Genomic DNA, 24,214 nt, shown 5'->3' with positions numbered 1-24,214 from the left:
AATAATATACTAACAGTAAAAATATGAAAGTTTAATACTGTAAATTAATACAGGCGTTTCATTTAGTACATTAATTAAATTTGAATAGAAAATGAATTACCATGTAATAAGTCCATTCTTGTACGCTTTCCCATCCTGCAATATATATTCGAGTTTCTGCAGTGGGATGATCTCACTGGCGGGTATGCCTGTTTTTCGTTGTAGGTAGTGGGCACTGTCATCGGCCTTTTGCATCATGACACAAGCAAACTGACAGTTATCAATGATGGTTTTCGAGACTTCTTGCCCACGCTGGAACATATTGATTGAGTGTAGGCCGTACTTTCGGCCAAGTCGCAATATCTTGCCGTGGTATCCGGTGGCTTTGCCCGCTGTACTGGTATGTTCGGCAACTTCTTCACAAATCACCTTTAACGGCTTTTTGTGTTTACCGTTCCCCACGCCCCACACCACCATGCAGAATTTATCAAAGTCTTCTTCGGTGGTTTCGTGTTTGGGCGCATAGGCGATCTTAAAACCCTGAGTTGTCTTTCGCCCGGCAATTAATGCGGCGGCAAAGTCTTTCAGCTTTTCATAGCTGCGAACCTTGCGCCCTTGCAGTTCCCCTTGGTAGTCATTCAGCGGATCAAAAATAGCCACTTGGTCAGTGGCTTTAATGAATAGCTTTTTGGCTGCGGAAGTCTTCCCGCAGCCTGACATACCAACCGCATACGCATGGTGATTATCTAGCGCATTGTTTTGGTTGATAGGTTGGAGTTTCACGCAGTGCCCTCCGCGCTTCCTTCTTTGGCATCACGTTTGGCTTGCTCTGCCTTACGGTCTTCGGCTTTCAGGTGTTTGATTTGCATGAAGCTGGAAATCCCCAACATGCCGATCGCGGCCACGGCCATGATTTCATCCATGTACTTGGCCAACCACGGTGGCGGATTGCCGCCATACTTCACAATCAACGGCGCGACTTTGCTTGCTACGTTCTCGGCTTGCTCTGGGTCGAACTTGAATTCTTTGTGGACCAGCGTTTTCATGGTCTGTTCAATGGTCATCATGCCAATGAATACCATACCTGCGGCCGCTTCATTTTCTAACTCAGCTTGTTGCTCTTTGGTATCGGCTACGGTTGGATCAAAGTCATCATCCAAGCCATTGAGAAAGTCACGCTCGTCTTGCTCGGTGTGACGCTCTAACACTTCGCCCTCGATAGCGTTGTCGTGGTTAGTTTCGGTTGGTGCTACGGTTTGCTTTTCGGTTTCCATTCCAGATTTCTCGCTTGTTACGGTTTAGAAGCGGGCAATTGCGCCGCCAGTTAAAGCCCCAATAAAGATGCCAGCCACGATAGCTTTCCATGTGCTTGGCTTTTCTTCTGATTTGGTTGGCTCGCTTGGTTTAGTTCGGCTTGTTCCCGTTGCCGTTTCAGTTCTTGTTGCCTCACTATCGCCGCCTTGATGGCCTGTGTTTGGCAATGTTTCCGGTGTTTCTTGAGTGAGGCTTTCGGGTTCTTTTGGCTCAATGTTCGCAACCTGTTCGGTATCTGTTTTGGGTTCACAAACCACGGTATTACTGGCTTGTTCGCTTTCGGCTAGCGCTTCAATCGTTGGAAAATGGGCTTTAAAGCGGTTTTGCCAGAAAGCACCGGTTTGTTGGTTGGTGCCACAGTCATCACAAATCGAATACAGGAACTTGGAGCGTTTGCCCCGTGCGCGGTGGATGGTGCGGACTTGGCCGCACTCACACCGATTGATCCCTTCCACCGGATTGGTGGAGTTGCGAACCGGCATTACATCACCCATGATTGTTGCCCCCTTCCAATTCGCCCAACTTGCGGTTTACGCCGTGCATCCATGCCAACATCAAACGCAATGGTGTCACCACTTTCTTGGTAAATGGGTTTGATGATGCTTTTTTTACTTCACCGCTTAGTTGCTCGGTGATTTGTTTCAATTCTTCCATTAAGTGTGCGTCCTTCATGCTGCGATTTTTTGGTAGTCTTCCCGCTCTATCATGTGAGCGATGTATTCTTCTTCCGTAGGTTCAACCATGCTGTGAACCAGCGGATCGTTTAACACGTTGTCCCAATACGCCCGCTTTTCCATAAATCGGTGGTACTGGTCACGGTATTCTTGTTGGGCAATGGCTTTGGCTTCGGCCACTGACTGAAAGTAATCGTCGGTTTCTTCTACTTTGGGCAACATCGACCAACCCCGAGCCCCCGCCGCCCAAAGCAAAAAATCATAGGCTTTGGTTTCGGCTTGTTCGCCTTCAAATGACAGGCAAAAACGGTTTTTCGTGGTGGCGTGTACCCCACGCGCTTTGATTTGGTCACGGATGGCCTTTTGTTGGTTTTCGATGCGGGCTAACCGTGCGCTGAGTTTCTGAATATCTGCTTTGGGTTGTTTGCTTTGCTTGGCAATGGCTTTTGCCTTAATGGTTTGGGTGTGCTGCTTATCCAAACGCCAAAGACTGCGCTCAAGGGGTTTCTTCCATTGTTCCAATTTGTAGCCACACTCTTTGATGATCGCCGCCATGTTGTGCGCTTCAAAACTGGCGATGCAATCCCAACCAGGCGCGCGACTGCAACGCGCAATGTTGTAGCGATTTCCCTTTATCAAACCTTGGTCGGCGTTTTCCCCTTTGGCGGCATAGCCAACGGCTTTGATGATGTATGACCCGGCGGCTTTTGGCTGACGGATACGCTCAAGGTGCGCGAACCCGTGACCCCAGATATTTTCAATGCGGGCTGACCAAGCGGCGAAATATTCCTTTTCCACTTTCCAATTCATGATGAGATGAACATGCGGGTTTGGCTCGCCGTGTTCATTGGCCGGACACTCTGCCACCCAAATGTAATGGAATGGCTCCGCATGGCCGTCCATCCAAAATGGTTCTTGGTTTTCGTCGGTACCCAACCAACCACGCTGATACATTTTTTTGATGCCATCCAAAAAGCGGGATACTTCGCGGCCAAGCGTTGACTCGCCACCAAAGATGGCGTTTCGCTGTTCGGCGGAAAATGTGAGCGTCAGGAAAGTTGAAAATCCCCCTTTGGCGGCGGCCACGTAGGCGCCCGACTCAAAAATCTTGGTCACGGCGCGTTGTGTCAGTTTTTCACTGTATCGCTCGCCGCTTTGTGGTTCCGGTGCGTCACTTGGGCGGGTTTGGGTATGGTGCAAGATGCGATAACTGCCCGACCATTCGCGGTGCATCAGTCGAACGGTTGAAAGTCGCTTGTCTGATGGTTGCTCTGCGAGCGTGTACAGCGTTTCCGCATTGTAGAAAGCCTCGGGGCTGTCTAACTCGACAGGACGGCGGCGTGATAAGCGTAGCTGGCTGATTCTGCGCGATAATTGAGCTTGTTTTGGGTGTGTCGGACTTTTGCGCCCTTGGACAAGCCTATTGTTATCGTCACTACGTGCCGCCGCTTCGCGGAGGTGTTGGGCATTATATTTCGGTAATGACGCGGCATGTTCGGTTTGCTTTTTGGCAAAGTAAACCGAATCACGATTGGCGCGATTCATGTCCCAAAGTTGTTCCGGCGTAATCGCTGCCGGACGTGGGCCACAAAAATCGAATCCTAAAAAACCAGCATCATGGCTGGCTTCATTGGTTTTTGTTTTATCGGCGGGTTGAACAGCACCCGCGACATAGAGGAGATCGTTAGGTTGGAGCATTTGCCTCACCTTTCATAAAGCAAAAGCTATTCGGCATCATGACCAAATGCGCACCATGCTTGCTCAATAATTCATGCGCTTCTTCTTGGCTAATTAATTCGAAACCCTCTATCGTTTCGATCACCTCTTTTGATGGTGCAGTAAATACTTGGAGCACTTGACCGGGCCACATAACTTTTCCAAATGCTGCGCATGGTGCACTACTAATAATCATTTAAGCCTCGCCAGTTGAGTTAATTCATTGCGGCTCTCTGCCGCATCATTCATGAACTGAATTGCCAAACGGCGCTCGCCGTTTAGTCGGTAGTTACGCGCCAATATTAAACTGGCGCGCATGTCTGCTTTGAGTAAGTGGTAAAGGCGGTGATTCATTACAGGCTCCCACTGTTAGAAGAAACCGCCGCCCCCGCTTGGGGGGCTTTGGTCACTTGCTTAGGGATATTTGTCATTACCACCAAACGGCGATCGCCATCTACGGGAATGATTGCCATAACGGATCGAATGTAAGTCGGTTCATTACCGGCGAACTTTACGCACTGAGCAACGGCGCGATAAAAGTTGGTTTGAGGCGTGAATGGTAAAGGCTTATTTACCACAGCACTGGCATTTGAATACCATTGAATTGATGCTGTCAAAATAGGCACCCCGCCTTATGAAATGACAATCGAGTTGAAAGTGACAGCGGGGATTGATCGCGTTGAAGTAATGAAATTTCGGCAGAGAATTTTGCTTTATGCATTCGACGCATCATAACCCCATCATCTAGAGCTATATAGGCAAGCACAATGACATCACTAATTACGTCCATTGGGTTGTTCCCTTTGACGGCCATTCGGTGTGCACGATAAAACAGCTTGAAAAAGTCTTTTTGTGTCCCGTCTTTCATCAAACATTCATCTAATGTACTTTTCATAGCTGCGCCTCCAATTGCTGATTTACGGCCATAACAACACGGCGCGTAATTTCACAATCAGCCAATGCGCGGTGTGCCTTTAGGTCTGAAATATCAATACCCTGTTGGCGGGCTGCATTGGTCAGGCTTTGCCATTTGTAATTATCGTGATAGTCATTCCACTCATCGTAGAACTCTGCATACCATTCCATGACACATTGTGTGTTGAACGGGAATACATCAATGCCGTAACGCTTCATGCTTTGACTAATCAAACGCATATCGTAGGCCGCGTTATAAATCAGCACGTTTCGGCCTTTCACAATCTCCAATAGCTGTTTGAACACCTTCGGAAATATTGGTGAACCTGAAACCTGTCGATTGGTAATACCATGAATGGCAATGGCTTCGGCGGGAATCAGTTGAACCGGTGTGACCAAGGTATCAAGCAAGACGTTGCCTGTTGCTGCTTCAATCACAGAAATCTCAACGATTTCAGCATTTGAGTCTAAACCGGTTGTTTCCGTATCCAGAATAACGGCATTCTCAAGACTAATAGGTTTCATAGCAGACCCCCTTTCGCCATTAATGCGCGGCGGGCTTGCACTTGGAACGGTCGGCTATAACGGAAATCGGATCCGCCTTTGGTGGTGACTTTGTTGGTAAGGCCGAAACGCTTACGGAGTGACTTCACCACGTCGAGTGATTTTTCGGTGATGGCTTTATCGAAATTTGCGGTGCCTGCCATGTCCGGGCAAGGCTTATGAATTGGACTGCTGACGGTGCGTTTAACTTTTTCCATGTCTGTATCCCCATACAAGCAAGTTTTTGTGCTTAAGATCACTTTAATCAAGGGAAACTTAATACTCAAGACGCCCTGAAGCATGGGAATAGACATTATGATCGCCTATTATTTAACAATCTAGGGATTTAGGCAGTGTCTTTATGACTTACACAAATGAACTATTAGACATGGTGAAAGCCAGATACAGTCTGACGTCAGAATACCAATTGGCCAAAATACTTGGCATCTCGCAGTCGAGATTGCACAACTGGCGAAAAGAACTAAACTCTATGGATTGGGATATGGCCTTTCAAGTTGCTGATTTACTTGAAATTAATGATCAAAATGTAGTTTATGGCCTACTCGAAGATAAATACGAAAATCCCCGACTTATCAATGCTTTATGCGAAGGACGCCCCAATTAACGGGGCGTTTTTTGTTTTAACCGTCGATAGATTATGTGCACTTAAAGTGTAAGAACCATTTAGAAATGTCATGTTTGAGCCAGATTGAAATGTCCCGTTTTTACCTATCTTAATCTGCATCTGATTGTTTGATGCGAGCTTTCAATGATGCTGGTAACTATGAATGACAAAGAGATTTTGAAACTTGGTGCTATTCGAGATGTTTGCGAAAAACGGATCCGTCGTGCAGATGCCGCTCGGATTCTTTCGCTTAGCGTTCGCCAAGTGCAAAGACTGGTTACTCGATTTCGTCAATTGGGTGCCGCAGGCCTTGTCCATCAACGCCGAGGTAAACCATCTTCCAATAAACTCAGTGACGATGTTCGATATCATTGTCTGAAGTTGATCAATGAAAAATATCCTGACTTCGGGCCGACATTAGCTCACGAAAAATTATCGGAGATCCATGACATACACATCTCGTTGGAAACGTTACGCCAATGGATGATTGCCGATGGTCTCTGGTTCCCCATGCCAAACGCAAACCCAAGATCTACCAACCTCGTAACCGGCGTGAATGTTTGGGTGAATTAATCCAAATTGACGGCCTGCATCACGGATGCTCTTAAAACAATAAAAGCTTTGAAGAACGAAGCTCACCTGTTGCAAGTTGGTTTTCATTGATGATGCCACTGGGAAACTGATGAACTTACAATTCAGTGAAACCGAGTCCGCGTTTGATTATATGGTCGCGACCCGTGAATACCTTGAACAACACGGAAAGCCTACTGCTTTCTACAGTGATCGCCACTCTGTTTTTCATGTCAGCAAACGTGATGCAAAGACCGAACGACTGACTCAATTTGGCCGTGTATTGCATGACCTGAACATTGAATTGATTTGTGCCAATAGCTCACAAGCTAAAGGCCGTGTTGAACGGGCGAATAAAACGTTACAGGATCGCTTAGTGAAAGAAATGCGTTTGCAAGGTATCGATACCATCGAACAAGCGAATGCATGGCTCCCCGACATCATCGCTGATTTCAACCGGCGCTTTGCCAAACCCGCTAAGTATCCTAAAGACATGCACAGACCTGTGCGGGAATCGATGGATGATCTTGATGATATCTTTGCCTGGCAAGAACTGCGCAAGCTCTCTAAATCGCTGACATTTCAGTATGATAAAGTTATTTATCTCATTGATCCTACGGAGGAAAACCAGCGATTGGTTAATCAGGTCGTTAAGGTGCTGGACCGTCCGGATGGCACCATCGCCATTCAGTACGGCCACCGAAAACTCACGTTCAAAGTATTCGATAAACTTGCTGACGTTGACCAAGGTCAGATAGTCGACAACAAACGGCTGGGTGCCGTATTGAAATTTGCCCAGGCGAAACAACAAGAATTCGAGCAACAACAAAAACGCAGCCGCAGCAAAAAAGCCCCTAAACGTACTGCTCAGCAACGAGCTATTCGACAACTTGAAGCGTTAAATCCGGTACTGGTACATCCGGAACAATTCAAAGCCAGCAGGAAAAAGACCTGACTTCCCTACTCTACAGCTAATCTTGAGGCAGGATGAACTACCTTACAAAGAGACAGTTTAATCTGTAAAACAGGCAGGGCGCGTTAAATCAGCCTTAACAAAAGCTGCCCGTCTAGCTTATATGATTGCGCGCATGTTGTCGCCCTGTTGCCTTTCCGTATAGGTCTTCGACTCAATGAGCTAAAAATACAGGGAGATTAAAAGAATTTACGAAATAAAGAAGTGCAGAACGCAATATTCAAAAGACGGTGGTCGAGTACTATAGAATTAAGATGGCTGATATGATGTATACATTACGAACGGGAAATTATGGGATTGATAGTGACTAATCTACACCATTGATTAAAAATAGAGTAAAATTGCATCTATCGTGTCATTCAGACGCGAAAAAGACCGCTTGAGTTTCGACTCATGCGGTCACCAAATCAATTCATTCACAGGAGGAGAACCTGAATGAAAAAAACTGAAATGCTTATTCAATTCTTTGAGTTGACGATCCAATTACTTCACTTGCTATTGGAGGCCATACCTTATCTTTTAGGCTAATAATTCTTTAAGAGCTGTGACTGGTACTCACGGTGCTTAATAATTTTAACCTGCATAAAGTAACAAAATAGATTACTTTTTAGTTACTTTACTAGTGTAACTAATAGTTGTCAACAAATTAAGGGCGCATCATGCGCCCTTGTTATCAATTGTTGCCAGCCGTTTTTATCATCACTCTTCTTCCAAGCACGCTTCCTTCACCTCGAACTCAGACTCTGGTGCGATGTAACCACAGTCGAGGCAAAGCAAATCGCCGGAATACCTTCGCTTTACTTTTTCACAGCAGATATGGATGGAATGGCAGTCGGGTTTCGGGCACTGGTACATGGTTTCACTCCTTTGAATTATTGAAGCAAAATTACCATGATCGCCCGATGACTAATGTGATTGTTTCTATGCTTCTCAAGATAATGTTTAAGGTTGATTGACGTAAAACTATCGGCTTGTCAGGTCAAATGTGATCAGCAAAGTATGCCATAATTTCCGCTCTAGTCAGTGTCTTTGTCTCGTTTAAAAAGCAGTAGTAGTCAGGGCGCATATCACTGAAATATTGCATATCCATTTCCAAACCTGCCAGGTCGGAAAACAGACCGACTGGCATGTTGTACTCTCCCGATGCGTTAAACTTGAAGAATAAGTGCGTACCGCAATTCATGCAGAATCCACGAGATGCCCAGTTTGATGACGCATACATTTTGATATTCTCTTCGCCTTTTATGTGTACCTTTGTGCCACATTTCACTGCGAAGAATGGCGCGCCTCCCCATGCTCGGCAAGATTCACAATGACATACCGTGAACTTCGGATTGATATCTTCTGCGGTGATCGTGACTTGCCCACAAAGACAGCTTGCTTGCGAATGTGCCATTTGTACTTCCTTAATCTAAATACATTGATGATGAAGATTGAGAAACTAACACACAATACTGTATATAAAAACAGTATTGTGAGGAACTATAATTCCCTTCACACTCTCTACGCACAACCATATTTGAGTTCTGCACACGGCGCTTACCCTCGTGACTCCCTATCCTCTTGTCTCTTTTCTGCATTAGTCACGCCAAATGGAATATGGACAGACGGCAATACCGAGGAGGATTGCAGGTGCAGCTTCTGATCATCAAAGAAGATATGCGGCTTTAAAATCTCCAACACTTTCGACTTGTTTACCCCACCCATGAAGAATGCATCATTCACGGCAATATCCCAGGCGCGCATGGTGTTGATCACTCGCTTGTGAGATGGCGCGTTACGGGCCGTAACAATAGAGACATTCAATAGCGGTTCATAGTTAGGGTCTTGTTGCTGCATCTCCAATTCAAGCTTTTGAATGTTGGCAATGCGTTGTAAGAAAGGTTTCAATGGCCCAGGGTTATGCGGCACATCAACCAGTTCAGATTCATGGGAATGGAAATCGGCCAGCTGGCCGGAACTCTGGTAAATACCTTCCGCTTCATCATCGACAATCACACCATCAAAGTCGAAGGCTAAACGCAGTGCCATGTCATCGGTGTCATCAACAATATTGCCGTTTAAGATCTGCCCTGCTGGATACCCGGCGAGTACAGCTTGGTGTACGTCTTGTGAGTTAGCAGAAAGGAACAGTTCAATATCAAAAGCCGGGATATAGCGATATGGCGATTTGCCTTGCAGAAACACAGCGCGAGTAATGCCCAGTTCATAATGCTCAATGGTATTCATGACACGTAAGCCAGTGTCTGGGTCATTACGTGAGAGTAAGATCACTTCAACGGGTGGATTATCAGGGCGAAGCGCATTCAAAGAAAGCAGACGGCGAATGAACGGAAATGCCACACCGCGTTGTAAAGGCTCATCTTGTTTGGCTCGCTGGTACTGGCGGTATGCTTCTTCCCCTTGTGTTCGGAAAATATGATCCGACTCTTGTAAATCAAACAACGCGCTAGACGACAGTCCCACGACGAGGCGTTGCGTTAAATCATAGGGCATACGCTCTCCTTATAACTTCACTTTTTTAAGCCAGTAGCACATCAAATCATAAAGAATAAACATGTTACGGCGTCACCAAAGGCATAAAACGCTTAAACAGAGATACTATAAACGTCACTACGTATAAATACCGTACAACATTAGGTACATGATACACCGATAGCGTGAAACTTCGGGGGATTTTGCTTGGTGTGTAAACAGTAAAATAGAAAAGAATAATGACAGACAGAAATTTGGCGTTCAGTGGCAAGATATACGCTATGCTGGCCAAATTACAGGCGAGAATTCGTGATTAATAGCGAAAAACTGAATTGTTATACAAGATTCAATACACGGTATTGAGAGTTTACTCACATAATCATTGTGAGATAACAGAATTTTCTACTGCATTTTATGAAATGAGCCGAAAGCGTCAAAATTCCGTGTTTACTATAGTGACATATCACTCATATTATAAGGCATATCCTGAAGGAGTTTGTGGTTTTAACGCATAAGGAATAACGATGAAGCATTGCGATCATAAAAGTGTGGTACGAATTAAACGTAACTTTCTGTCGAAATTACTTTTCAAAGCATGTTATCGCTGCAATGAATGTAACAAAATAATCAGAATATAATCATGCCCTTTATTTTTATATGCGAATAATGCTGACACTTTCATGTTGATTGTTGTAACAAGCCGAGTAATTTTCAACGCCATGTCACGCTTTATTCGCACTCCCTTCCAAAGCATCGTACAACCAATTAAATCAATAAGTTATCAAGAAGAATGAGCCATCTCGTGGCCTCATTGGTATTTTTCATCACCTTTTTCAGCGTCTTTCTTTTTCTTCGCAAATTATTTTCCACCTATTTTTCTCGCTAAAAATATTTATCTCTCCTCGCTCTCTCTTTTAAGCATTCATCTTATTGCTTCGCTTGATGAAAATGAGTCAAATTCCCGACAAATAATAAGAGAAATATCAATAAAGCATTAACGATCACTCAGCTCACAAATTATTCCCCCATTCCGGTTGATCACTGCGTATATAACTAAATATTTTAAATTCCCTAGTGACATACCTCCTCCGATCATGTTACGGTGAACTTGTAACAATTAAGAACAAAAATATTACATTTTATTTAGCTGTCACTTTTATTAGGGGTGGGATATGGATATCAAATCACAAGAGCTAAACGGTTTTGATGCAGACGTTATTCATCTATATCTACAAGAAATCGCACACAAGCCATTACTGTCAAAAACAGATGAAGTGCTGTACAGCCGCAAGTCACTGCGCGGCGACGATGCATCAAAGGCCATCATGATTGAAAGCAACCTGCGTTTGGTTGTTAGTATTGCAAAGAAATACCGCAGTAGCGGGATGTTACTCAGTGACCTGATCGATGAAGGCAACATTGGCTTGATCACGGCGGTGGAGAAATTTGACCCTGAACGTGGCTTCCGTTTTTCTACGTATGCGACATGGTGGATTAAGCAAACCATCGAGCGTGCGATTCACAACCAGGCACGTACCATTCGCCTACCCGTTCACGTTTCTAAAGAGATCAATACCATTCTTCGTACGCACAAGAACCTGATGAAACACACCAATCAGGAGCCAACGCACGAAGAAGTCGCTGCTGAGTTAGAGCGTACCGTTGATGAGATCTCCAGTGTATTGGCTTACGATGCGCCGGTGGTGTCTATCGACCAGCAAATCTCTGATGATTCGAATTCGCAAAGTATCTCTGCCTTTATTGCCGATGATGATAGCGTGCAGCCGGATAGCGAAGTGAACAAGCAAGACATCAGCCGTTTGGCAATTACGATGCTGGAAAGTTTGAATGCCCGCGACCGTGAAATTTTATGTCGCCGCTTTGGCCTTCTTGGCTACGAAGCACAAACCCTACAGCAAGTGGCAGACGAAGTAGGTTTAACCCGTGAACGTATTCGTCAGCTTCAGGTGAGTTCTTTGAAGAAACTGAAAAACACGCTCAGTCGTGATAACTATGACATTGAGTTGCTGTTTGCGGAAACGGCATAACTTACAAGTCACACAATAAATCCGTGCAGGTGCTGTGAATAAACGCCTGTATGTACCTTACAAAAACGTCCCGTCGCTGGGACGTTTTTGTTTGATGTGAACTTGCATCATCAAATCTGGCATCATTATGTGAACAGAGAATTTGATCGTAGCGCTGCAATTGGGTAACTGATGGTTTTCTGTTTCACCCTATCACGTTACACACAGCAGATTTATCGGGGTCATGAATAGGTTTCTCTCTGACGCTCTGTAGCATCAATCATTCGACGAACTGATTCTTAATACTCTGATCAACGAGGCATGGGATTCTGATGCTAAACACCTTCCTCCGCACCTTGGTCTGTTTACTGGTTTTCTTATTGCTGATGTTAGCGCCTTTACAGGCGGACGCCGCAAAAAAAGACAAAGCCAAACAGTGCAAAAAGGTACAAAACAAAATTACGGCCATTCAAAAGAAAATGCGTTCCCCCTACACGACTAAGCAAGGGGTTCGTTACCATAAGACACTGAACAAACTCTATAAAGAAGCGTTTAGCTACTGCCACTAACACCTATCAATAGCTTGTGATTTCAGCAGTCAGTTGCCATTCTCTTTATGTCTCAATTCCGAACAGGCATAATCTGATGCTTTTGATAATAATCAAAATAAGTCAGATAAGAGATTTCAATAGTGAAAAAGATTTATGCGATCGTGATGGCGCTTACCTGCAGCCTTCTTCTTTCTTCTTGTGCAAGTTACAGCGTCACCGAGCAGGACATGCAGCAGTACCTGGATAAGAAAGTGGGCTTTGAGCGTACTGTCGGTATCAAAGGTATCGCTTATGCCAATGTGAAGTTTGATGACATTAAGGTCGGTATCGGCCGTGTGGCGAATGACCGTGTTAACCTGGATGCTAAATCTCAGGCAAAAGTGACTATCATGGGCCAGAAACCTCAGTCAGTGGATTTGAATGTCAGCTTCAGTGCTGTGCCCTATTACGACAAGGAAGAAGGCGCGATTTTTCTTAACGATCTGAATGTGGAAAATATCGATATTCAGCCGAATGAGCTGAATGTGCCGACCAAGCAAATTCTGTCGCCGGTGATTGAAATGGTGGGACAGTTCTTGCTTACCCGCCCTGTCTACCGTTTGGATGATGAAGATTTCAAACAGTCCATGCTGAAAAACGCTAAACCTGAATTACTGATCAAGAACCATTCATTGGTCATTCAGATGTAACGAGCTTACCAACAGATAAGTAAAACGAAAAGAGCCGCTATTCCAGCGGCTCTTCGTCTTTTGATTTATCAAGAAAATGGGTGCCAGCCGCCTCATCAATGATTTGCACGGCTTGTTCGGCATGGAAGGCTTTACGCATCGCCTCAGCGGCATAATCCCGAACCACATTTGCACTGGAATTGACATAAACCACGATAAACAGTGCCATACTCAACACGCTCGCTAACGCGATAATGAGCATTTTCCGAAACAGCCTTTCCTCCATTGCTCGCATTTCTGCTTTGATAAGCTGAGCAACATCATAGTTGGTTAAATTTTGTCGGATAGGATTCTTTTTCACGATTTTCTATCTGCGGTGCTAATGACACCGGCATTCCATAATTACTGTCATCGTTGATTTTATGGGCAGGTACTTAACATGCCCTTAACCGTAGATGGCTTGGGTGTTTTTTTCAACGAATACGATGAATAATGTTAACCACCATATAATTATAGTGCGTTAGATAAGATAAAAAATACGGCACAAAGGCCGTATTGTCTTTTTCCTCGTTATTCCCCGTCGATTACATCACCAGTTTGTAGCCAACGAAGAGTAAAATCAGCAACCATACTGGGCAGTTACGGTATTTCAGTAAGTAGAAACCAATCAGTGCGGCCGCTACATCAAACACAGAACCAATCGATGTGGTTAATACTGGCTGAATAAATGCGCTGGCAAGCAGACCAACAACTGAGGCATTTACCAGAAGAATGGCCCCTTTCAACGTCTGATGACTGAACAATGCGTTCCATGCCGGCAAGAAAGCAAACAATAACAAACTGCCCGGCAAGAATACGGCAATCGTTGCCACCAAGCTACCCAGTACCGGACTGTCTGTGATCACCGAAGCACCCAAGTAACTGGCCATGGTAAACATCGGCCCTGGTACTAGCTGTGCCGAGGCATACGCACTCAAGAATGTATCCGGTGCCACCATGCCTTCGAGCATCGGCTCCAACAGTGGCAGTACAACGTGGCCCCCACCAAATACGAAGCTGCCTGCTTGATAAAAGACATTGAACAAGTGCAAGTATTCAGACTGACCTGCCACTAACGGCAAGCCGACTAACAACAGCGCAAATGCGAACAACAGCCCCATAAATGGTCGAATTGGTGCTGTTGGGGTTTTCTCAACGTGCTGCAATTTGCGCGCAGAAATCATGTAACCCAATGCAGCGGCAAGCAAAATCGGTACAATCTGCCCCAGCAAACCGCTGGTGAAAAACACACTCACACCGGTAGCAATGGCCACAAAAGCGGTCAGTTTATCAGTAATGTTTTTCTGTACCATTCCCCACAATGCATCCGCCACCACAACGACAGCCAACAGTTTTGCTGCCTGAATGAAAGTATCAATAACAGAGACATCATTATATTGCTGATTACCAATCGCTAAGAATGTCAGCAGTAAGAATGACGGAAACGTAAAGCCTGTAAATGCGGCTAATGCCCCTTTATAACCGGCTTTTTTATAGCCAATAAACATCCCCAACTGGCTACTTGCCGGTCCGGGTAAGAATTGACAAAGGGCGACAGCATGGGTGAAATCTTGATCACTGAGCCACTGCTTCTTTTGTACAAATTCACGTTGAAAATAGCCGATATGCGCCGCAGGGCCGCCAAAGCTATACAGTCCAAGCAGAAAAAACTGCCACATTACCTTGAACATAGTTCCTCCTATTTATGGCGTTATCATATCGGCAACATCAGCATTAATGAAATCGTTAGTTTCAATACAGCCTATCAATTTGGTTAATTTATCAATAAGCAGATCAACCTACGGGGAGATTCATGATTACTCGTCAGTATTCAATGATATAATTCGTCGAATTGTGAAAATATGGTCTTACGCTATGCTTGAAAACCTGCAACAGATGGTCATTCTTGCCACTGTCGGTCATGAACAAAACTTTACCCGTGCGGCTGAACGATTAGCCATATCGAAATCTCAGGTCAGTAAACAGATCCGTTTATTGGAAGAGCGCCTGGGTTGTCAGCTTGTACAACGCAGTACCCGCACCGTGGCATTAACAGACATTGGCTTACAATATGCAGAATACGGTCAGCAATTGCTGGACACCGTCAATGAAGCAGAAGCATTAGTCGCTGGTTATCGCAATGAAATTAAAGGGGTTTTACGCATTGGTATTGCCCAGTCATTCGGCAATGTCAACATCACTTCTGTCCTAGCGGAATTTCAAAAACTCCACCCTGAACTGGAGTTAGAAGTGAGCTTGTTTGACCATCGCCCAAATCTGTTAGAAGAAGGGTTTGACTGCTGGGTGGCGATTCATGAACATCCGCCAGAAGGCATGGTTGCCCGTCGCTTAGCCAATTGCCATTTCACTGTTGTCGCGTCGCCAGAGTATTTAGCTAACCATGGTACACCGCAAGTGCCAGGGGATCTGCGCCAGCACAATTGCATCACTTACCAAAGCCGTGAACGCAAATACGTGAACTGGGAATTTACCCGTGATGGCGTGCATCAGTCGATTCGCGCGCGCGGTAACTACCGCATTGATAATGCCCCTGCAGTGTTGGATGCCGCCAAATCAGGCCTGGGGATCGCGTATTTGGCAACATACCTGATCACCAACGAAATCGAATCTGGCAGCTTAGTGCCCCTACTGCCAGAGTGGAAAGCCGATCTCGAACTGCCGATTTATGCGGTTTACCCACGCCGTAAATACTTGGCTCCGAAAGTGCGCTCGTTTATCGACTTTATGGCTGAACGCATGTCGATTCCACCCTATAAAACCCAGCCACCGGTTACGTTTTAACGGCCATTCTCACTCCTGCCGTTGTGATCCTAACCATTTCAGCTAAACCTTAAAGTAACCCTGTCACTTTAAGGTTGGCTGATCGTCCATGTTTACTCTTGTCCGTGCTACGCGAGGGGCATCTCTTCGCACCATCGCCCTATGTATCCCACTATTTCTTGTCGGATGTGGCAACGGAAGTGACACCGTCACTGAAATGACAAGTCCACAACCTACTGAAAAAAAAGCAAATTCATCATCAACCGGACGTACTAGTACCCCTTACGTGCCTGATGCCAAACTCTTATTGGCCAAATTACCCGAAGCCAGTACAACGGTGTATTTCTCTGCTAAGGCTGCTGATATTTCGGTGCAAGATCAGCTAAGTATTGACCCTATTGCGGTGCGTTTACGTCAGCACCCTGATAGTTATGTACTGGTGATCGGCCATGCGGATGAGTACCCGGAAGAAGATGATAATATCGCCCTCTCGTTTGAGCGCGCCTTTAATGTCGCCATCTATATTTCGTCTGTGTTTGGGATCGAAGAAGAGCGGATTCAGATTGTTTCAGCCGGCAGTGCAGAGAAAGGATTAAGTCCGGCCTCAGAGTTTCGGCGGGTAGATATCATCAGCCCTGAAGCGATTGTGCGCACCTTCAATCCGACGCACGAACATTCATTTTAGGCACGGTATTGCGGCCATAAAAAAACGACATAACACCTGTTTGCGCATACTGTGCGCTGGGCATTATGTCGTCTTCTATTTGTGTACAGTAAATGCAGCGTGTAAGGCAGTCGCTATTGTTAATTGCTTACAACTGCTTCTTCAGCGCCGGTGTCGCATACATTGTTTTCAGAATATCAATTACACCGACTGGCAAATCCACCATTTTCTCTTGGAAACGGGTCTTCTCTGCATCAGTCACTGAGGTGTCTGTCATATCTGCCGCAATGTAGTTCGCTGGGAACAGTTTGTAATTCTGCGTGATTTGACGATCGATTTCTTCCGCCAGTGCTTCTGGAGTTTCAAAATCATCACGGATCACATCACCAAAACTCACATGGATGCGACGCTTGTGACCAACAATACCCTGAATGATGCTTTCGATATCTTCAAATTCACCTTTCTCGTACGTGCCTTGTGTTTGCTTTTGGTAAAGCTCTTTGGCTTTAGCGATATCACAAGGGTCGTTCTCGTAAGAAATCGACACAGGTACGATGTTCAACTGCTTCATGAAGTCAGGGAAAGCGGTTTTACGGGCACGGCCTTCCATGAAGAACATTTTCAGAATTGCCGGATCGGTTTTATCGTTGCCGTCTTTCGCGCGGCCTTCTTTCTGTGCAATCCAGATAGAATTGCCCGTTTCCAACGAGTGAGAAATGTAGCTGGATAGCAAGCCAAGTGCCTTTAGCATTTCACGTGGCGCTTTGGCTGAACGCTTTACAATGAAGCTCTTGTTCAGGCGCATCAATTCCGTCGCACACGGCTTTTTCAGCAGGTTATCACCGATAGCAATGCGCACGGTATCAAACCCATTGTTGAACAGGCACCAGTTCACCATCGCCGGATCCATCGCGATATCACGGTGGTTAGACACAAACAGATAAGATTGCTTTGGATCTAACTTATCAAGCCCCGTGTGCGTGACACCGTCACAAGAATGGTCGATAGTGGCATGCATGTACTTCGCTACTTGGCGTTGTACATCTGCGACGGTTTTAACGTTTGACCATTTCTTGATAAGGAAACGTTTGATCAACGGCGTTAATACCCAACCCAGTACACCCGATAGTTGCGGGAATCGGTAATTAAGGATCGCGTTAATGAATTCTTTGTCGTTAATCAGGCGTTCAATCGCCCCACTGACTTCGTCGTCGTTATAGGGACGAATGTCTTGATAAATATCGTTATCTGTTTGCACAATTCGGCTTCATATAATAAAAAACTGCGGTATTTTACGCAGAATTCAAAGTGATCCCAATGAGATAACCTCAAACACTATAATGGTTGGAGGTCTTACCAGAAAAATCTGCGAGAAGTTTCACCACTTTACACAATTTACCGCCACTTTTCTGCCTCTGTTCCGACATTAATAGCGCATTCTGCAACACTTTTCACTCAAACCCCGTGCTTCAGTTGACGCTAACCCGAAAACAGACGAAGATGTGTGGGCATTTTTGCTAGAGATTCACTATGAAACAGGCCATCGATTTTTCGACCTATAAACAACCCTTTCTTCATGTTGGCGCCCGCCGTAAAAGCCCTCAAGCCGTGATGCTGATCGTCAGCAAAGGCTGCGCATTAATCCGTTTGGGCCAACAGGAATTTACCGTCACAGCAGGCCAAGGCTTCTTCATCCCTTTTGACTGTCTGCATGCAATGACCGTATTGCCTGGCACGCAATACCATACTGTGGCGTTCTCTGCCCGCCTGACATCGCCTGTATGTCGTGAAGCCGGCTATTTCACAGTCACCCCGCTGATTGGTGCGGTAGCCAATACACTGGCCAGCGCACAAAAGCGTGGCGACGAACTGCCAATGACGGGTGAATCTGGCAACCTGTTGCGCGTATTGGGTGACCAAGTGGCAAAATTGAAAGTGAAGACACCGTCTATCGCACCGGGTCTTGCTGCTGAACACTTGCCAGTGCTGACACAGTTAATTCAAGGTGACAGGGTCACTAACAGTGAAGCAGCAGACGTTGTCGCGGCGTATGTCGGCTTCTCTGCCAAAGAGATTCAAACCTGCTTGCTGATGCGTGAAGCGCTGCGTCTGTCACGCTCTGGCCGTAACGTCGAGCAAATTGCTGAAGCACTACACACTTCGCCAGCACTGATTACTGCCATGGCAGAGCCGATTCTTGGTGAAAGCCTGTAAGATGTATGTCGTGAGTTGAGCGACACACTAGATCGGTTATAGAAATAAAAAAGCGGCGTGATTCACGCCGCTTTTGTTATGACTTTTGTGCCACTGATACTGGTCACTGAAAGGGAATTTCCACCTGGATGAACACATCATCCAAATCGCTTTCCTCATGCCATCGGTAATCAAACCGAACACGCGGTGATTCCCCGTCTTCCCCACCAATACCAAAGCTCATCTGTAAGCCGTATTTTTTGATCCACTCCATGGTGTCATCAAACTGAATATCTTCATTGGCAAAGCGATCAGGCAACCAGAATCCAAGGCCATAGAAGCTCTCATCTGAATTTGATGATAACACCGGCGCGTCGAGTTGTTTCGCCCAGTTATCCCAAAAACTTCCCTTCGGTGTTGTACTGTCGTCTTTCCAATTCAAACGTTGAGTGGATTCCCGCTTCGACGAGGAATAAACCGTCTCTTGACTGACGGTATCATGACTCGTCACTGCTTTTTGCGGCGAGTCTTCATTAGAACAAGATGCAAGGTGTGCCTTTTGTTGCGCTGCCGTCAGGTTCGCGAATGCCGCCTCATCCATCGAGGTACATGCGCTCAACTGAGCAGGGAAAACGGTTAAAGACAAACCAGCCAGAAAGTATGAAACCAACATCTTTCTACTGCTACTACATGTCATAAATAGGGATTGATGTATCATCAACCGAAACAAAACCTTGTTGGAGAAACCTTACTGGCTATACCAGCCCTTTTCTCGCAACATATTAGCAACCTTTGGCGTTGTCAGGTGTGAGACAGTGCGATTATTGATAATGTGATCACGAATATCCGTGCTTCTTACCGGTACTGTCTCTGGACACGCTAACACTTGCCAACGGGTCATGATCGCATCCGCTTTATAGAATTTGCTGAAATTCAGAAAATTATCCGGCCCTATCACGAAGGTTAAATTCGCATTCGGATGTCGCTCTTCCAGCGCTTCTAATACGGCAAAGGTGGTGATCGCTTCATCACCGACAGCAATGTCTTCCTCTATACGTGACAAGGTCACGTTAGGCTGTTGTATATCCTCAATGAAGGCAGACACCAACTGACAACGCGAGTCATAATCCAGCATGTTCTTTCCCCAGGCATGACGAAAGCTGGGAAGCAGTAATACCTGATCAAAATGCCCTAACCGTGTAATGACGGATTGATGCCCTAAACTCGGTGGATTAAATGCACTACCAAAGATGGCGATTGATGCTGTCATGTCTAGAATGCCCCTTTTTTAAGCCGTTTCATTGCTAATTCCATTTTATTAGCACGAGAGGATTGATCCTGACATAGAGTTATCGCATGATTTTGCAAAAGGTTTAATGCATTTCACTTATTTTTTGCATTACCTAACGTCATGTGGTTACAAAGCGGGCAAAGCCCTGAGGATTCATTGACTATGGAAGAGCTCATTCGCCAAGAAATGCGTGTGTTGCCAGCGATTGATGTTGAGTTTGAAATTGCGCGTCGTATCGCTTTCATTCAACTCAAACTGAAGCAATCACGTTGCCAGTCGCTGGTACTCGGCATCAGTGGTGGTGTAGATTCAACAACCTGCGGTCGACTAGCACAACTTGCCGTTGAGGATTTGAATAAGCAAGAATCAACCGATGCTTATCAATTTATTGCTGTGCGTTTGCCTTACGGTGAGCAGCAAGACGAAGATGAAGCTCAACTTGCCCTCTCTTTTATTCAGCCTTCTCACTCCGTTAGCGTAAACATCAAAGACGGTGTAGACGGTACGCACGCCAGCACCCTGTTTGCACTTGATGGCACCGGTCTGATCCCTGCTGACGCGGCAAAAGTCGACTTTGTGAAAGGTAACGTAAAAGCGCGTACACGCATGATTGCCCAGTATGAAATTGCTGGCCTTGTGGGTGGCTTGGTGCTGGGTACTGACCATTCAGCAGAGAACATCACAGGTTTCTACACTAAGTTCGGTGATGGCGCGTGTGACCTTGCTCCGCTGTTTGGCTTGAATAAGCGCCAGGTACGCTCTCTGGCTGCACATCTGGGTGCACCTGAGCAATTGGTACAGAAAGTCCCTACGGCGGATCTGGAAGAGCTGGCACCACAGAAAGCGGACGAAGACGCGCTGATGGTGACGTATGATCAAATCGATGACTTCCTGGAAGGCCGTGAGGTTGACCAAGCCGTCACCGATCGTTTGGTGGGCATTTACAAGGCCACACAGCACAAACGTAAGCCTATCCCAACGATTTACGACGAAGAATAATCTGCACGTTCAGATAACAACAAAGGGCTCATGATGAGCCCTTTTCTATTATAGATACACAGAAATGGTGGCCATCATGACGCTTCTGAATGGCGCAATAGGTTATCCAATTCCCACCAAATGGCTTCACACAATCCCTGCCGGTACACGGCTTTTCTGAAGTCAGCATGCTCCATCTGGTATTGTTCGTAATAATTCTCTTTGCAAGATAGGCTGGCCCGTACATTTGCCAATCGGTCACAGGCCTTCACAATCAATGCAATTCTTGCCGACTCTTCATCTGGACTTAATACAGATAATCGACCATTAATTTCTTCTTTACGTGCTTTTCGATCCGGTAATTGACTGTCAGAAATGTATTTCACTGCGTCAGCTACCACGAAACCAAAATCTGAGATCAATTCATTGATACCGGTGCCCGTATCTTCCATCACATCATGCAACTGCGCCACAATCATCGCATTGGTACCAAAGGGGCTGGCTAAACGCGACACGGCTTCTAGATGCACATAATAGGGTAAATCTCCATACATCTGCCCTTTGTGTTTTGCCCGTGCTAGCGTGCACGCCTTTAGATAACGATTATTCATCTGCCCCCCAATATCTCGAACTTTTTCCCACTGCCAATACCGAATAAACGCGGGTGTACTTAGTACCGATTTTACCGATCCGACATGAAACATCTGAGATTTATTGCACGCTTTGATGAAAAAACGGCCACCTTTCGGTGACCGTTTATAAGTTTTTGTAAAGCAATGCGACAAAGCGTGTTTATTCTGCGTCTTCTTCCACTTCTTGCTTGTTCGCTTCTAGCTTTTTCGCTTCGGCTTCTCGGATTGCGTTCGCTACGATCATGATCGCTTCGCCGCTGCTGATCCCTTGTGCCATTAACTCATGAATTTTGTCAGCAGCTTCTTGTTGCTGCGCGTGAGTCAGTGTTGGCGTGTTATTAAACATAAATCAATTACCCAAGAAGAAAAAACGCTAGTTTAGGGATTTTCCCCCACCTTGTCATCTGCTTTAGTTTTCCCTGATGGCTATCGCTAGCCCGGACGGCCATCAACGCGCGGCTGTGTAAGTACAGGGAAATACACCACAGTAAAAATCACAAACGCCACGGCCCACAAAATGGCAGAAATCACATAACCCTGTATGGTCAACGCTGGCCACAGGTAAATCATCAATGTGCGGGTCAGCGTTGCTAACACCAACGTCACAAAGGCCAGTACTATCCAACGGCCAACCTGCAAATTTCGTCCGGTATGACCCAGTGAAACACGCGCAATCATCGCTAAAATCATGCAACCAATACCACCAACGGTCAGTACATGCAGGGCAATACTTTCAGACACTGCACCATTCACATGATAAAGCGCCAATAAAAGCAGTCCTACAACCATCGCTAAATACGCAAAATGCAATAACCACAGTAGCGGCACTCGACAGGTAGACAAGGTCCGCCAACGCATAAAACGAACCAGGTGGCAAAGCGCGGTGACGGTTAACAGTACCGGTAAAGACACCTGACTGATTGCGTCAGGTACAGGCAACAACACATTAAGTAGCAACAACCACGTAGGAATAAGCGCAGCCAGTTCTAACCCTTTAATGCGCGTGATCGGCTCTGACTGTGTGCCACGCCAGGTAAAGAACGGGATTACGCGTCCGCCAACAATCAGCACAATCAAGCTGATGACCATGACTGTCATCATAGAGAGTGCATGGGTAGACAAGAATGGCGGTAAAGTCCCCGCATTAAGTACATTGATGTGGTACAGGGCGTTTAGTGCCGTCATCAGAACAATCAGCGGTACAAAGAACAGGTTATTCCACTGCTTACGGATCAAGATAGGTACCGCTAAAAAGTACGCGGCAAGGGGCATCCATAGTAGATCAATCACCATCCATACCCAATGTGGCGAGGCGATCAGGAAGGCGATACGGGCAACCAGCCACAATCCAAAAATGAAGGCCAGTTTGCCCCCTCTTACACCGGGATTCCCAGTCCAGTTTTGGACGGCAGTCAGCAAGAATCCGACGATGATAGCGCCGGTGAAGCCAAACAGCATTTCATGACCGTGCCACCAAATCGGGTTGTTATACATCCAGCCCACAGGGCTAAGCTTCCCTGACCAGAACAGCGCCCACATCAACATCGCGACGACAGAAAAGACGCTGGCAGCAAGAAAAAAAGGTCGAAAAGCGAGACGAAAAAGCGGCAGAATTTTCTGTTCTTTTTCATTATCAAGAATTTGCATCATAGTTACGTACACCGCGCTTTAAAGATGCATATATAATACACCTTTAAAGTTGCAATGAAAATGCACCTTTTGATAAATCACGCTAAAGGGTTATAAACCCGAGTGATCAACCGGTCTTGTGATGCTTTGAATATCCAGAATACCAATCTCGCCCTGCCAGCGACTTTCAATGACTCCCACGCTCAGCCAATAACGCCCATCCGGTAAATCCAGCTTAGGCAGCGTTGTCGGTAATTTTCCGTCAACGTTTTCTGTCCACAGCGGCGTCCAGGACGTGTCTTCCAGATCGTAGACATTCATGGACAATACCGGCGATGGACACGCGCGATCAGGCAAGCCATTCCGCTCGATACGCCAGCTGCGACTGTCAATCCAGCCAATGCGCTGCTTACTTTGCGGGCGGGTCAGCAACACCCAGGTTTTGAAGCTCACATCCCCATCACCGTTGATCACTAACTGATACAAGCCCTCACTGCTGGCTTTTTCCAACCGGCGGGTTTCCAGTGAGAAATACCCCCCATTGTTCAGTTTCGGGGTCGCTGACAAGATAACCTGATCGGGCCAATGGATGAACTTGATCTCTGTAATACGGCGTTCTGCGGTGCCATTAATGGCCAATCTTGGCAAGATCTGGTTTTGGTTCTGCACCATTTCACGCTGGATCACCACACTGGTTAACCAGGAAGGCAGTGCCGTGCGATCTAAGCTGTGACCACAGTCTTCGGTGATTGCCAGTTGCAGCAGTTCATTGAGGTTGTTTTGTTGTTCGGCAGATGGGCTTTGCTGCCAGGCCTGAACCATCGAGCCAAAGCTCTCATTGGTCTTCCCTTCCAGCAATTTTTGGTGAGCAACGGTGAATAAATCTTGGTTCATAAACCACTTAGCCGTTGCAGTCGGGACCATTAAGGCCGACTGCAACAGCAGCAGTGAACACGTCAGTGACAGTTTCGACATGG

29 protein-coding genes and 1 pseudogene are annotated in these 24,214 nt (G+C 46.0%); 8 read left to right on the top strand and 22 right to left on the bottom strand.

Annotated elements, in window-relative coordinates; translation table 11 throughout:
• Positions 1-96: 96 nt before the first annotated feature.
• The 11 genes from ABT58_RS06285 to ABT58_RS06250 are packed head-to-tail and all read right to left on the bottom strand — an operon-like array spanning position 97 to position 5,359.
• Positions 97-699: an ATP-binding protein gene (locus tag ABT58_RS06285; protein ID WP_047873661.1), complete on the bottom strand. Its 603-nt coding sequence runs from the start codon at positions 697-699 to the stop codon at positions 97-99.
• A gap of 59 nt (positions 700-758) precedes the next feature.
• Entirely contained in the window at positions 759-1,253 is a 495-nt protein-coding gene (locus tag ABT58_RS06280) for a hypothetical protein (RefSeq protein WP_047873444.1), read from the bottom strand.
• A gap of 24 nt (positions 1,254-1,277) precedes the next feature.
• Positions 1,278-1,787 (bottom strand): hypothetical protein, encoded by a 510-nt coding sequence (locus tag ABT58_RS06275; RefSeq protein ID WP_047873443.1) that lies wholly within the window; start codon positions 1,785-1,787, stop codon positions 1,278-1,280.
• Positions 1,780-1,947 (bottom strand): hypothetical protein, encoded by a 168-nt coding sequence (locus ABT58_RS24180; protein ID WP_169749955.1) that lies wholly within the window; start codon positions 1,945-1,947, stop codon positions 1,780-1,782. The genes ABT58_RS06275 and ABT58_RS24180 overlap by 8 nt, the downstream gene beginning before the upstream one ends.
• Before the next feature lie 14 nt (positions 1,948-1,961).
• On the bottom strand, positions 1,962-3,665 hold the full coding sequence (locus ABT58_RS06270) for a rolling circle replication-associated protein (RefSeq protein ID WP_047873442.1): 1,704 nt from the start codon (positions 3,663-3,665) through the stop codon (positions 1,962-1,964).
• The gene (locus ABT58_RS06265; protein ID WP_047873441.1) at positions 3,652-3,879 is read right to left on the bottom strand and encodes an RNA-binding protein; all 228 of its coding nucleotides are present in this window, start codon (positions 3,877-3,879) and stop codon (positions 3,652-3,654) included. Before ABT58_RS06265 ends, ABT58_RS06270 begins: the two co-directional genes overlap by 14 nt.
• Positions 3,876-4,037, bottom strand: coding sequence for a hypothetical protein (locus tag ABT58_RS23985; RefSeq protein ID WP_156168812.1), 162 nt, complete (start codon positions 4,035-4,037; stop codon positions 3,876-3,878). The genes ABT58_RS06265 and ABT58_RS23985 overlap by 4 nt, the downstream gene beginning before the upstream one ends.
• A complete protein-coding gene (locus ABT58_RS23980; protein ID WP_146147169.1) occupies positions 4,037-4,300 on the bottom strand; it encodes a hypothetical protein in 264 nt (87 codons plus the stop codon). The genes ABT58_RS23985 and ABT58_RS23980 overlap by 1 nt, the downstream gene beginning before the upstream one ends.
• The gene (locus ABT58_RS06260; RefSeq protein WP_047873440.1) at positions 4,297-4,578 is read right to left on the bottom strand and encodes a hypothetical protein; all 282 of its coding nucleotides are present in this window, start codon (positions 4,576-4,578) and stop codon (positions 4,297-4,299) included. Before ABT58_RS06260 ends, ABT58_RS23980 begins: the two co-directional genes overlap by 4 nt.
• Positions 4,575-5,123, bottom strand: a complete 549-nt coding sequence (locus ABT58_RS06255) for a 3'-5' exonuclease (RefSeq protein ID WP_047873439.1) — start codon at positions 5,121-5,123, stop codon at positions 4,575-4,577. The genes ABT58_RS06260 and ABT58_RS06255 overlap by 4 nt, the downstream gene beginning before the upstream one ends.
• Positions 5,120-5,359, bottom strand: a complete 240-nt coding sequence (locus ABT58_RS06250) for a hypothetical protein (protein ID WP_047873438.1) — start codon at positions 5,357-5,359, stop codon at positions 5,120-5,122. The genes ABT58_RS06255 and ABT58_RS06250 overlap by 4 nt, the downstream gene beginning before the upstream one ends.
• A gap of 143 nt (positions 5,360-5,502) precedes the next feature.
• Between ABT58_RS06250 and ABT58_RS06245 the strand changes: the two genes are divergently transcribed.
• The gene (locus ABT58_RS06245) at positions 5,503-5,766 is read left to right on the top strand and encodes a helix-turn-helix domain-containing protein (RefSeq protein ID WP_047873437.1); all 264 of its coding nucleotides are present in this window, start codon (positions 5,503-5,505) and stop codon (positions 5,764-5,766) included.
• 159 nt (positions 5,767-5,925) lie between these two features.
• Positions 5,926-7,291 (top strand): annotated as a pseudogene (locus ABT58_RS06240) (ISNCY family transposase).
• A gap of 997 nt (positions 7,292-8,288) precedes the next feature.
• Here the strand turns inward: ABT58_RS06240 and ABT58_RS06235 are convergent.
• Together ABT58_RS06235 and ABT58_RS06230 are read right to left on the bottom strand one after the other, a co-directional pair.
• Positions 8,289-8,705, bottom strand: coding sequence for a GFA family protein (locus ABT58_RS06235; RefSeq protein WP_047873436.1), 417 nt, complete (start codon positions 8,703-8,705; stop codon positions 8,289-8,291).
• A gap of 143 nt (positions 8,706-8,848) precedes the next feature.
• Positions 8,849-9,805, bottom strand: a complete 957-nt coding sequence (locus ABT58_RS06230) for a 5'-nucleotidase (RefSeq protein ID WP_047873435.1) — start codon at positions 9,803-9,805, stop codon at positions 8,849-8,851.
• Between the two features lie 1,151 nt (positions 9,806-10,956).
• On the opposite strand from ABT58_RS06230, the gene rpoS reads away from it, so the two are divergent.
• A complete protein-coding gene (gene rpoS / locus ABT58_RS06225) occupies positions 10,957-11,832 on the top strand; it encodes an RNA polymerase sigma factor RpoS (RefSeq protein ID WP_047873434.1) in 876 nt (291 codons plus the stop codon).
• A 670-nt stretch (positions 11,833-12,502) separates the two neighbouring features.
• Positions 12,503-13,051, top strand: coding sequence for a YceB family lipoprotein (locus ABT58_RS06215; protein ID WP_229821543.1), 549 nt, complete (start codon positions 12,503-12,505; stop codon positions 13,049-13,051).
• A gap of 37 nt (positions 13,052-13,088) precedes the next feature.
• On the opposite strand, the gene ABT58_RS06210 is transcribed toward ABT58_RS06215, so the two are convergent.
• Both ABT58_RS06210 and chrA read right to left on the bottom strand, forming a co-directional pair.
• Positions 13,089-13,391, bottom strand: a complete 303-nt coding sequence (locus ABT58_RS06210; protein WP_229821541.1) for a hypothetical protein — start codon at positions 13,389-13,391, stop codon at positions 13,089-13,091.
• Between the two features lie 223 nt (positions 13,392-13,614).
• A complete protein-coding gene (chrA, locus tag ABT58_RS06205; protein WP_047873431.1) occupies positions 13,615-14,760 on the bottom strand; it encodes a chromate efflux transporter in 1,146 nt (381 codons plus the stop codon).
• Between the two features lie 184 nt (positions 14,761-14,944).
• On the opposite strand from chrA, the gene ABT58_RS06200 reads away from it, so the two are divergent.
• Positions 14,945-15,871: a LysR family transcriptional regulator gene (locus tag ABT58_RS06200; protein WP_047873430.1), complete on the top strand. Its 927-nt coding sequence runs from the start codon at positions 14,945-14,947 to the stop codon at positions 15,869-15,871.
• A gap of 196 nt (positions 15,872-16,067) precedes the next feature.
• On the top strand, positions 16,068-16,535 hold the full coding sequence (locus tag ABT58_RS06195) for an OmpA family protein (protein WP_053062999.1): 468 nt from the start codon (positions 16,068-16,070) through the stop codon (positions 16,533-16,535).
• A gap of 127 nt (positions 16,536-16,662) precedes the next feature.
• Here ABT58_RS06195 and ABT58_RS06190 read toward each other — a convergent pair whose 3' ends face one another.
• On the bottom strand, positions 16,663-17,772 hold the full coding sequence (locus ABT58_RS06190) for a 1-acyl-sn-glycerol-3-phosphate acyltransferase (RefSeq protein ID WP_047873429.1): 1,110 nt from the start codon (positions 17,770-17,772) through the stop codon (positions 16,663-16,665).
• A gap of 272 nt (positions 17,773-18,044) precedes the next feature.
• Here ABT58_RS06190 and ABT58_RS06185 point away from each other — a divergent pair, with 272 nt between their 5' ends.
• On the top strand, positions 18,045-18,728 hold the full coding sequence (locus ABT58_RS06185) for an AraC family ligand binding domain-containing protein (RefSeq protein ID WP_047873428.1): 684 nt from the start codon (positions 18,045-18,047) through the stop codon (positions 18,726-18,728).
• A 103-nt stretch (positions 18,729-18,831) separates the two neighbouring features.
• On the opposite strand, the gene ABT58_RS06180 is transcribed toward ABT58_RS06185, so the two are convergent.
• A complete protein-coding gene (locus tag ABT58_RS06180; protein ID WP_053062998.1) occupies positions 18,832-19,380 on the bottom strand; it encodes a hypothetical protein in 549 nt (182 codons plus the stop codon).
• Between the two features lie 75 nt (positions 19,381-19,455).
• Positions 19,456-19,977, bottom strand: a complete 522-nt coding sequence (locus ABT58_RS06175; protein ID WP_047873427.1) for a nicotinate-nicotinamide nucleotide adenylyltransferase — start codon at positions 19,975-19,977, stop codon at positions 19,456-19,458.
• 183 nt (positions 19,978-20,160) lie between these two features.
• Between ABT58_RS06175 and nadE the strand changes: the two genes are divergently transcribed.
• The gene (nadE, locus tag ABT58_RS06170) at positions 20,161-20,997 is read left to right on the top strand and encodes an ammonia-dependent NAD(+) synthetase (RefSeq protein WP_047873426.1); all 837 of its coding nucleotides are present in this window, start codon (positions 20,161-20,163) and stop codon (positions 20,995-20,997) included.
• A 74-nt stretch (positions 20,998-21,071) separates the two neighbouring features.
• On the opposite strand, the gene ABT58_RS06165 is transcribed toward nadE, so the two are convergent.
• From ABT58_RS06165 to ABT58_RS06150, 4 genes are all read right to left on the bottom strand, one after another.
• Positions 21,072-21,587: an HD domain-containing protein gene (locus ABT58_RS06165; RefSeq protein WP_047873425.1), complete on the bottom strand. Its 516-nt coding sequence runs from the start codon at positions 21,585-21,587 to the stop codon at positions 21,072-21,074.
• A 181-nt stretch (positions 21,588-21,768) separates the two neighbouring features.
• The gene (locus ABT58_RS06160; RefSeq protein ID WP_047873424.1) at positions 21,769-21,954 is read right to left on the bottom strand and encodes a YoaH family protein; all 186 of its coding nucleotides are present in this window, start codon (positions 21,952-21,954) and stop codon (positions 21,769-21,771) included.
• 86 nt (positions 21,955-22,040) lie between these two features.
• Entirely contained in the window at positions 22,041-23,258 is a 1,218-nt protein-coding gene (locus ABT58_RS06155; RefSeq protein WP_047873423.1) for an NnrS family protein, read from the bottom strand.
• 90 nt (positions 23,259-23,348) lie between these two features.
• Positions 23,349-24,212: a DUF2861 family protein gene (locus ABT58_RS06150; protein WP_229821538.1), complete on the bottom strand. Its 864-nt coding sequence runs from the start codon at positions 24,210-24,212 to the stop codon at positions 23,349-23,351.
• Positions 24,213-24,214 lie beyond the last annotated feature (2 nt).

The organism is Photobacterium aphoticum, from assembly GCF_001029435.1.
GTDB lineage: Bacteria > Pseudomonadota > Gammaproteobacteria > Enterobacterales > Vibrionaceae > Photobacterium > Photobacterium aphoticum.
Note: the sequence above shows the minus strand (reverse complement) of the source record. Positions and strands in the feature narration are given on the sequence as shown.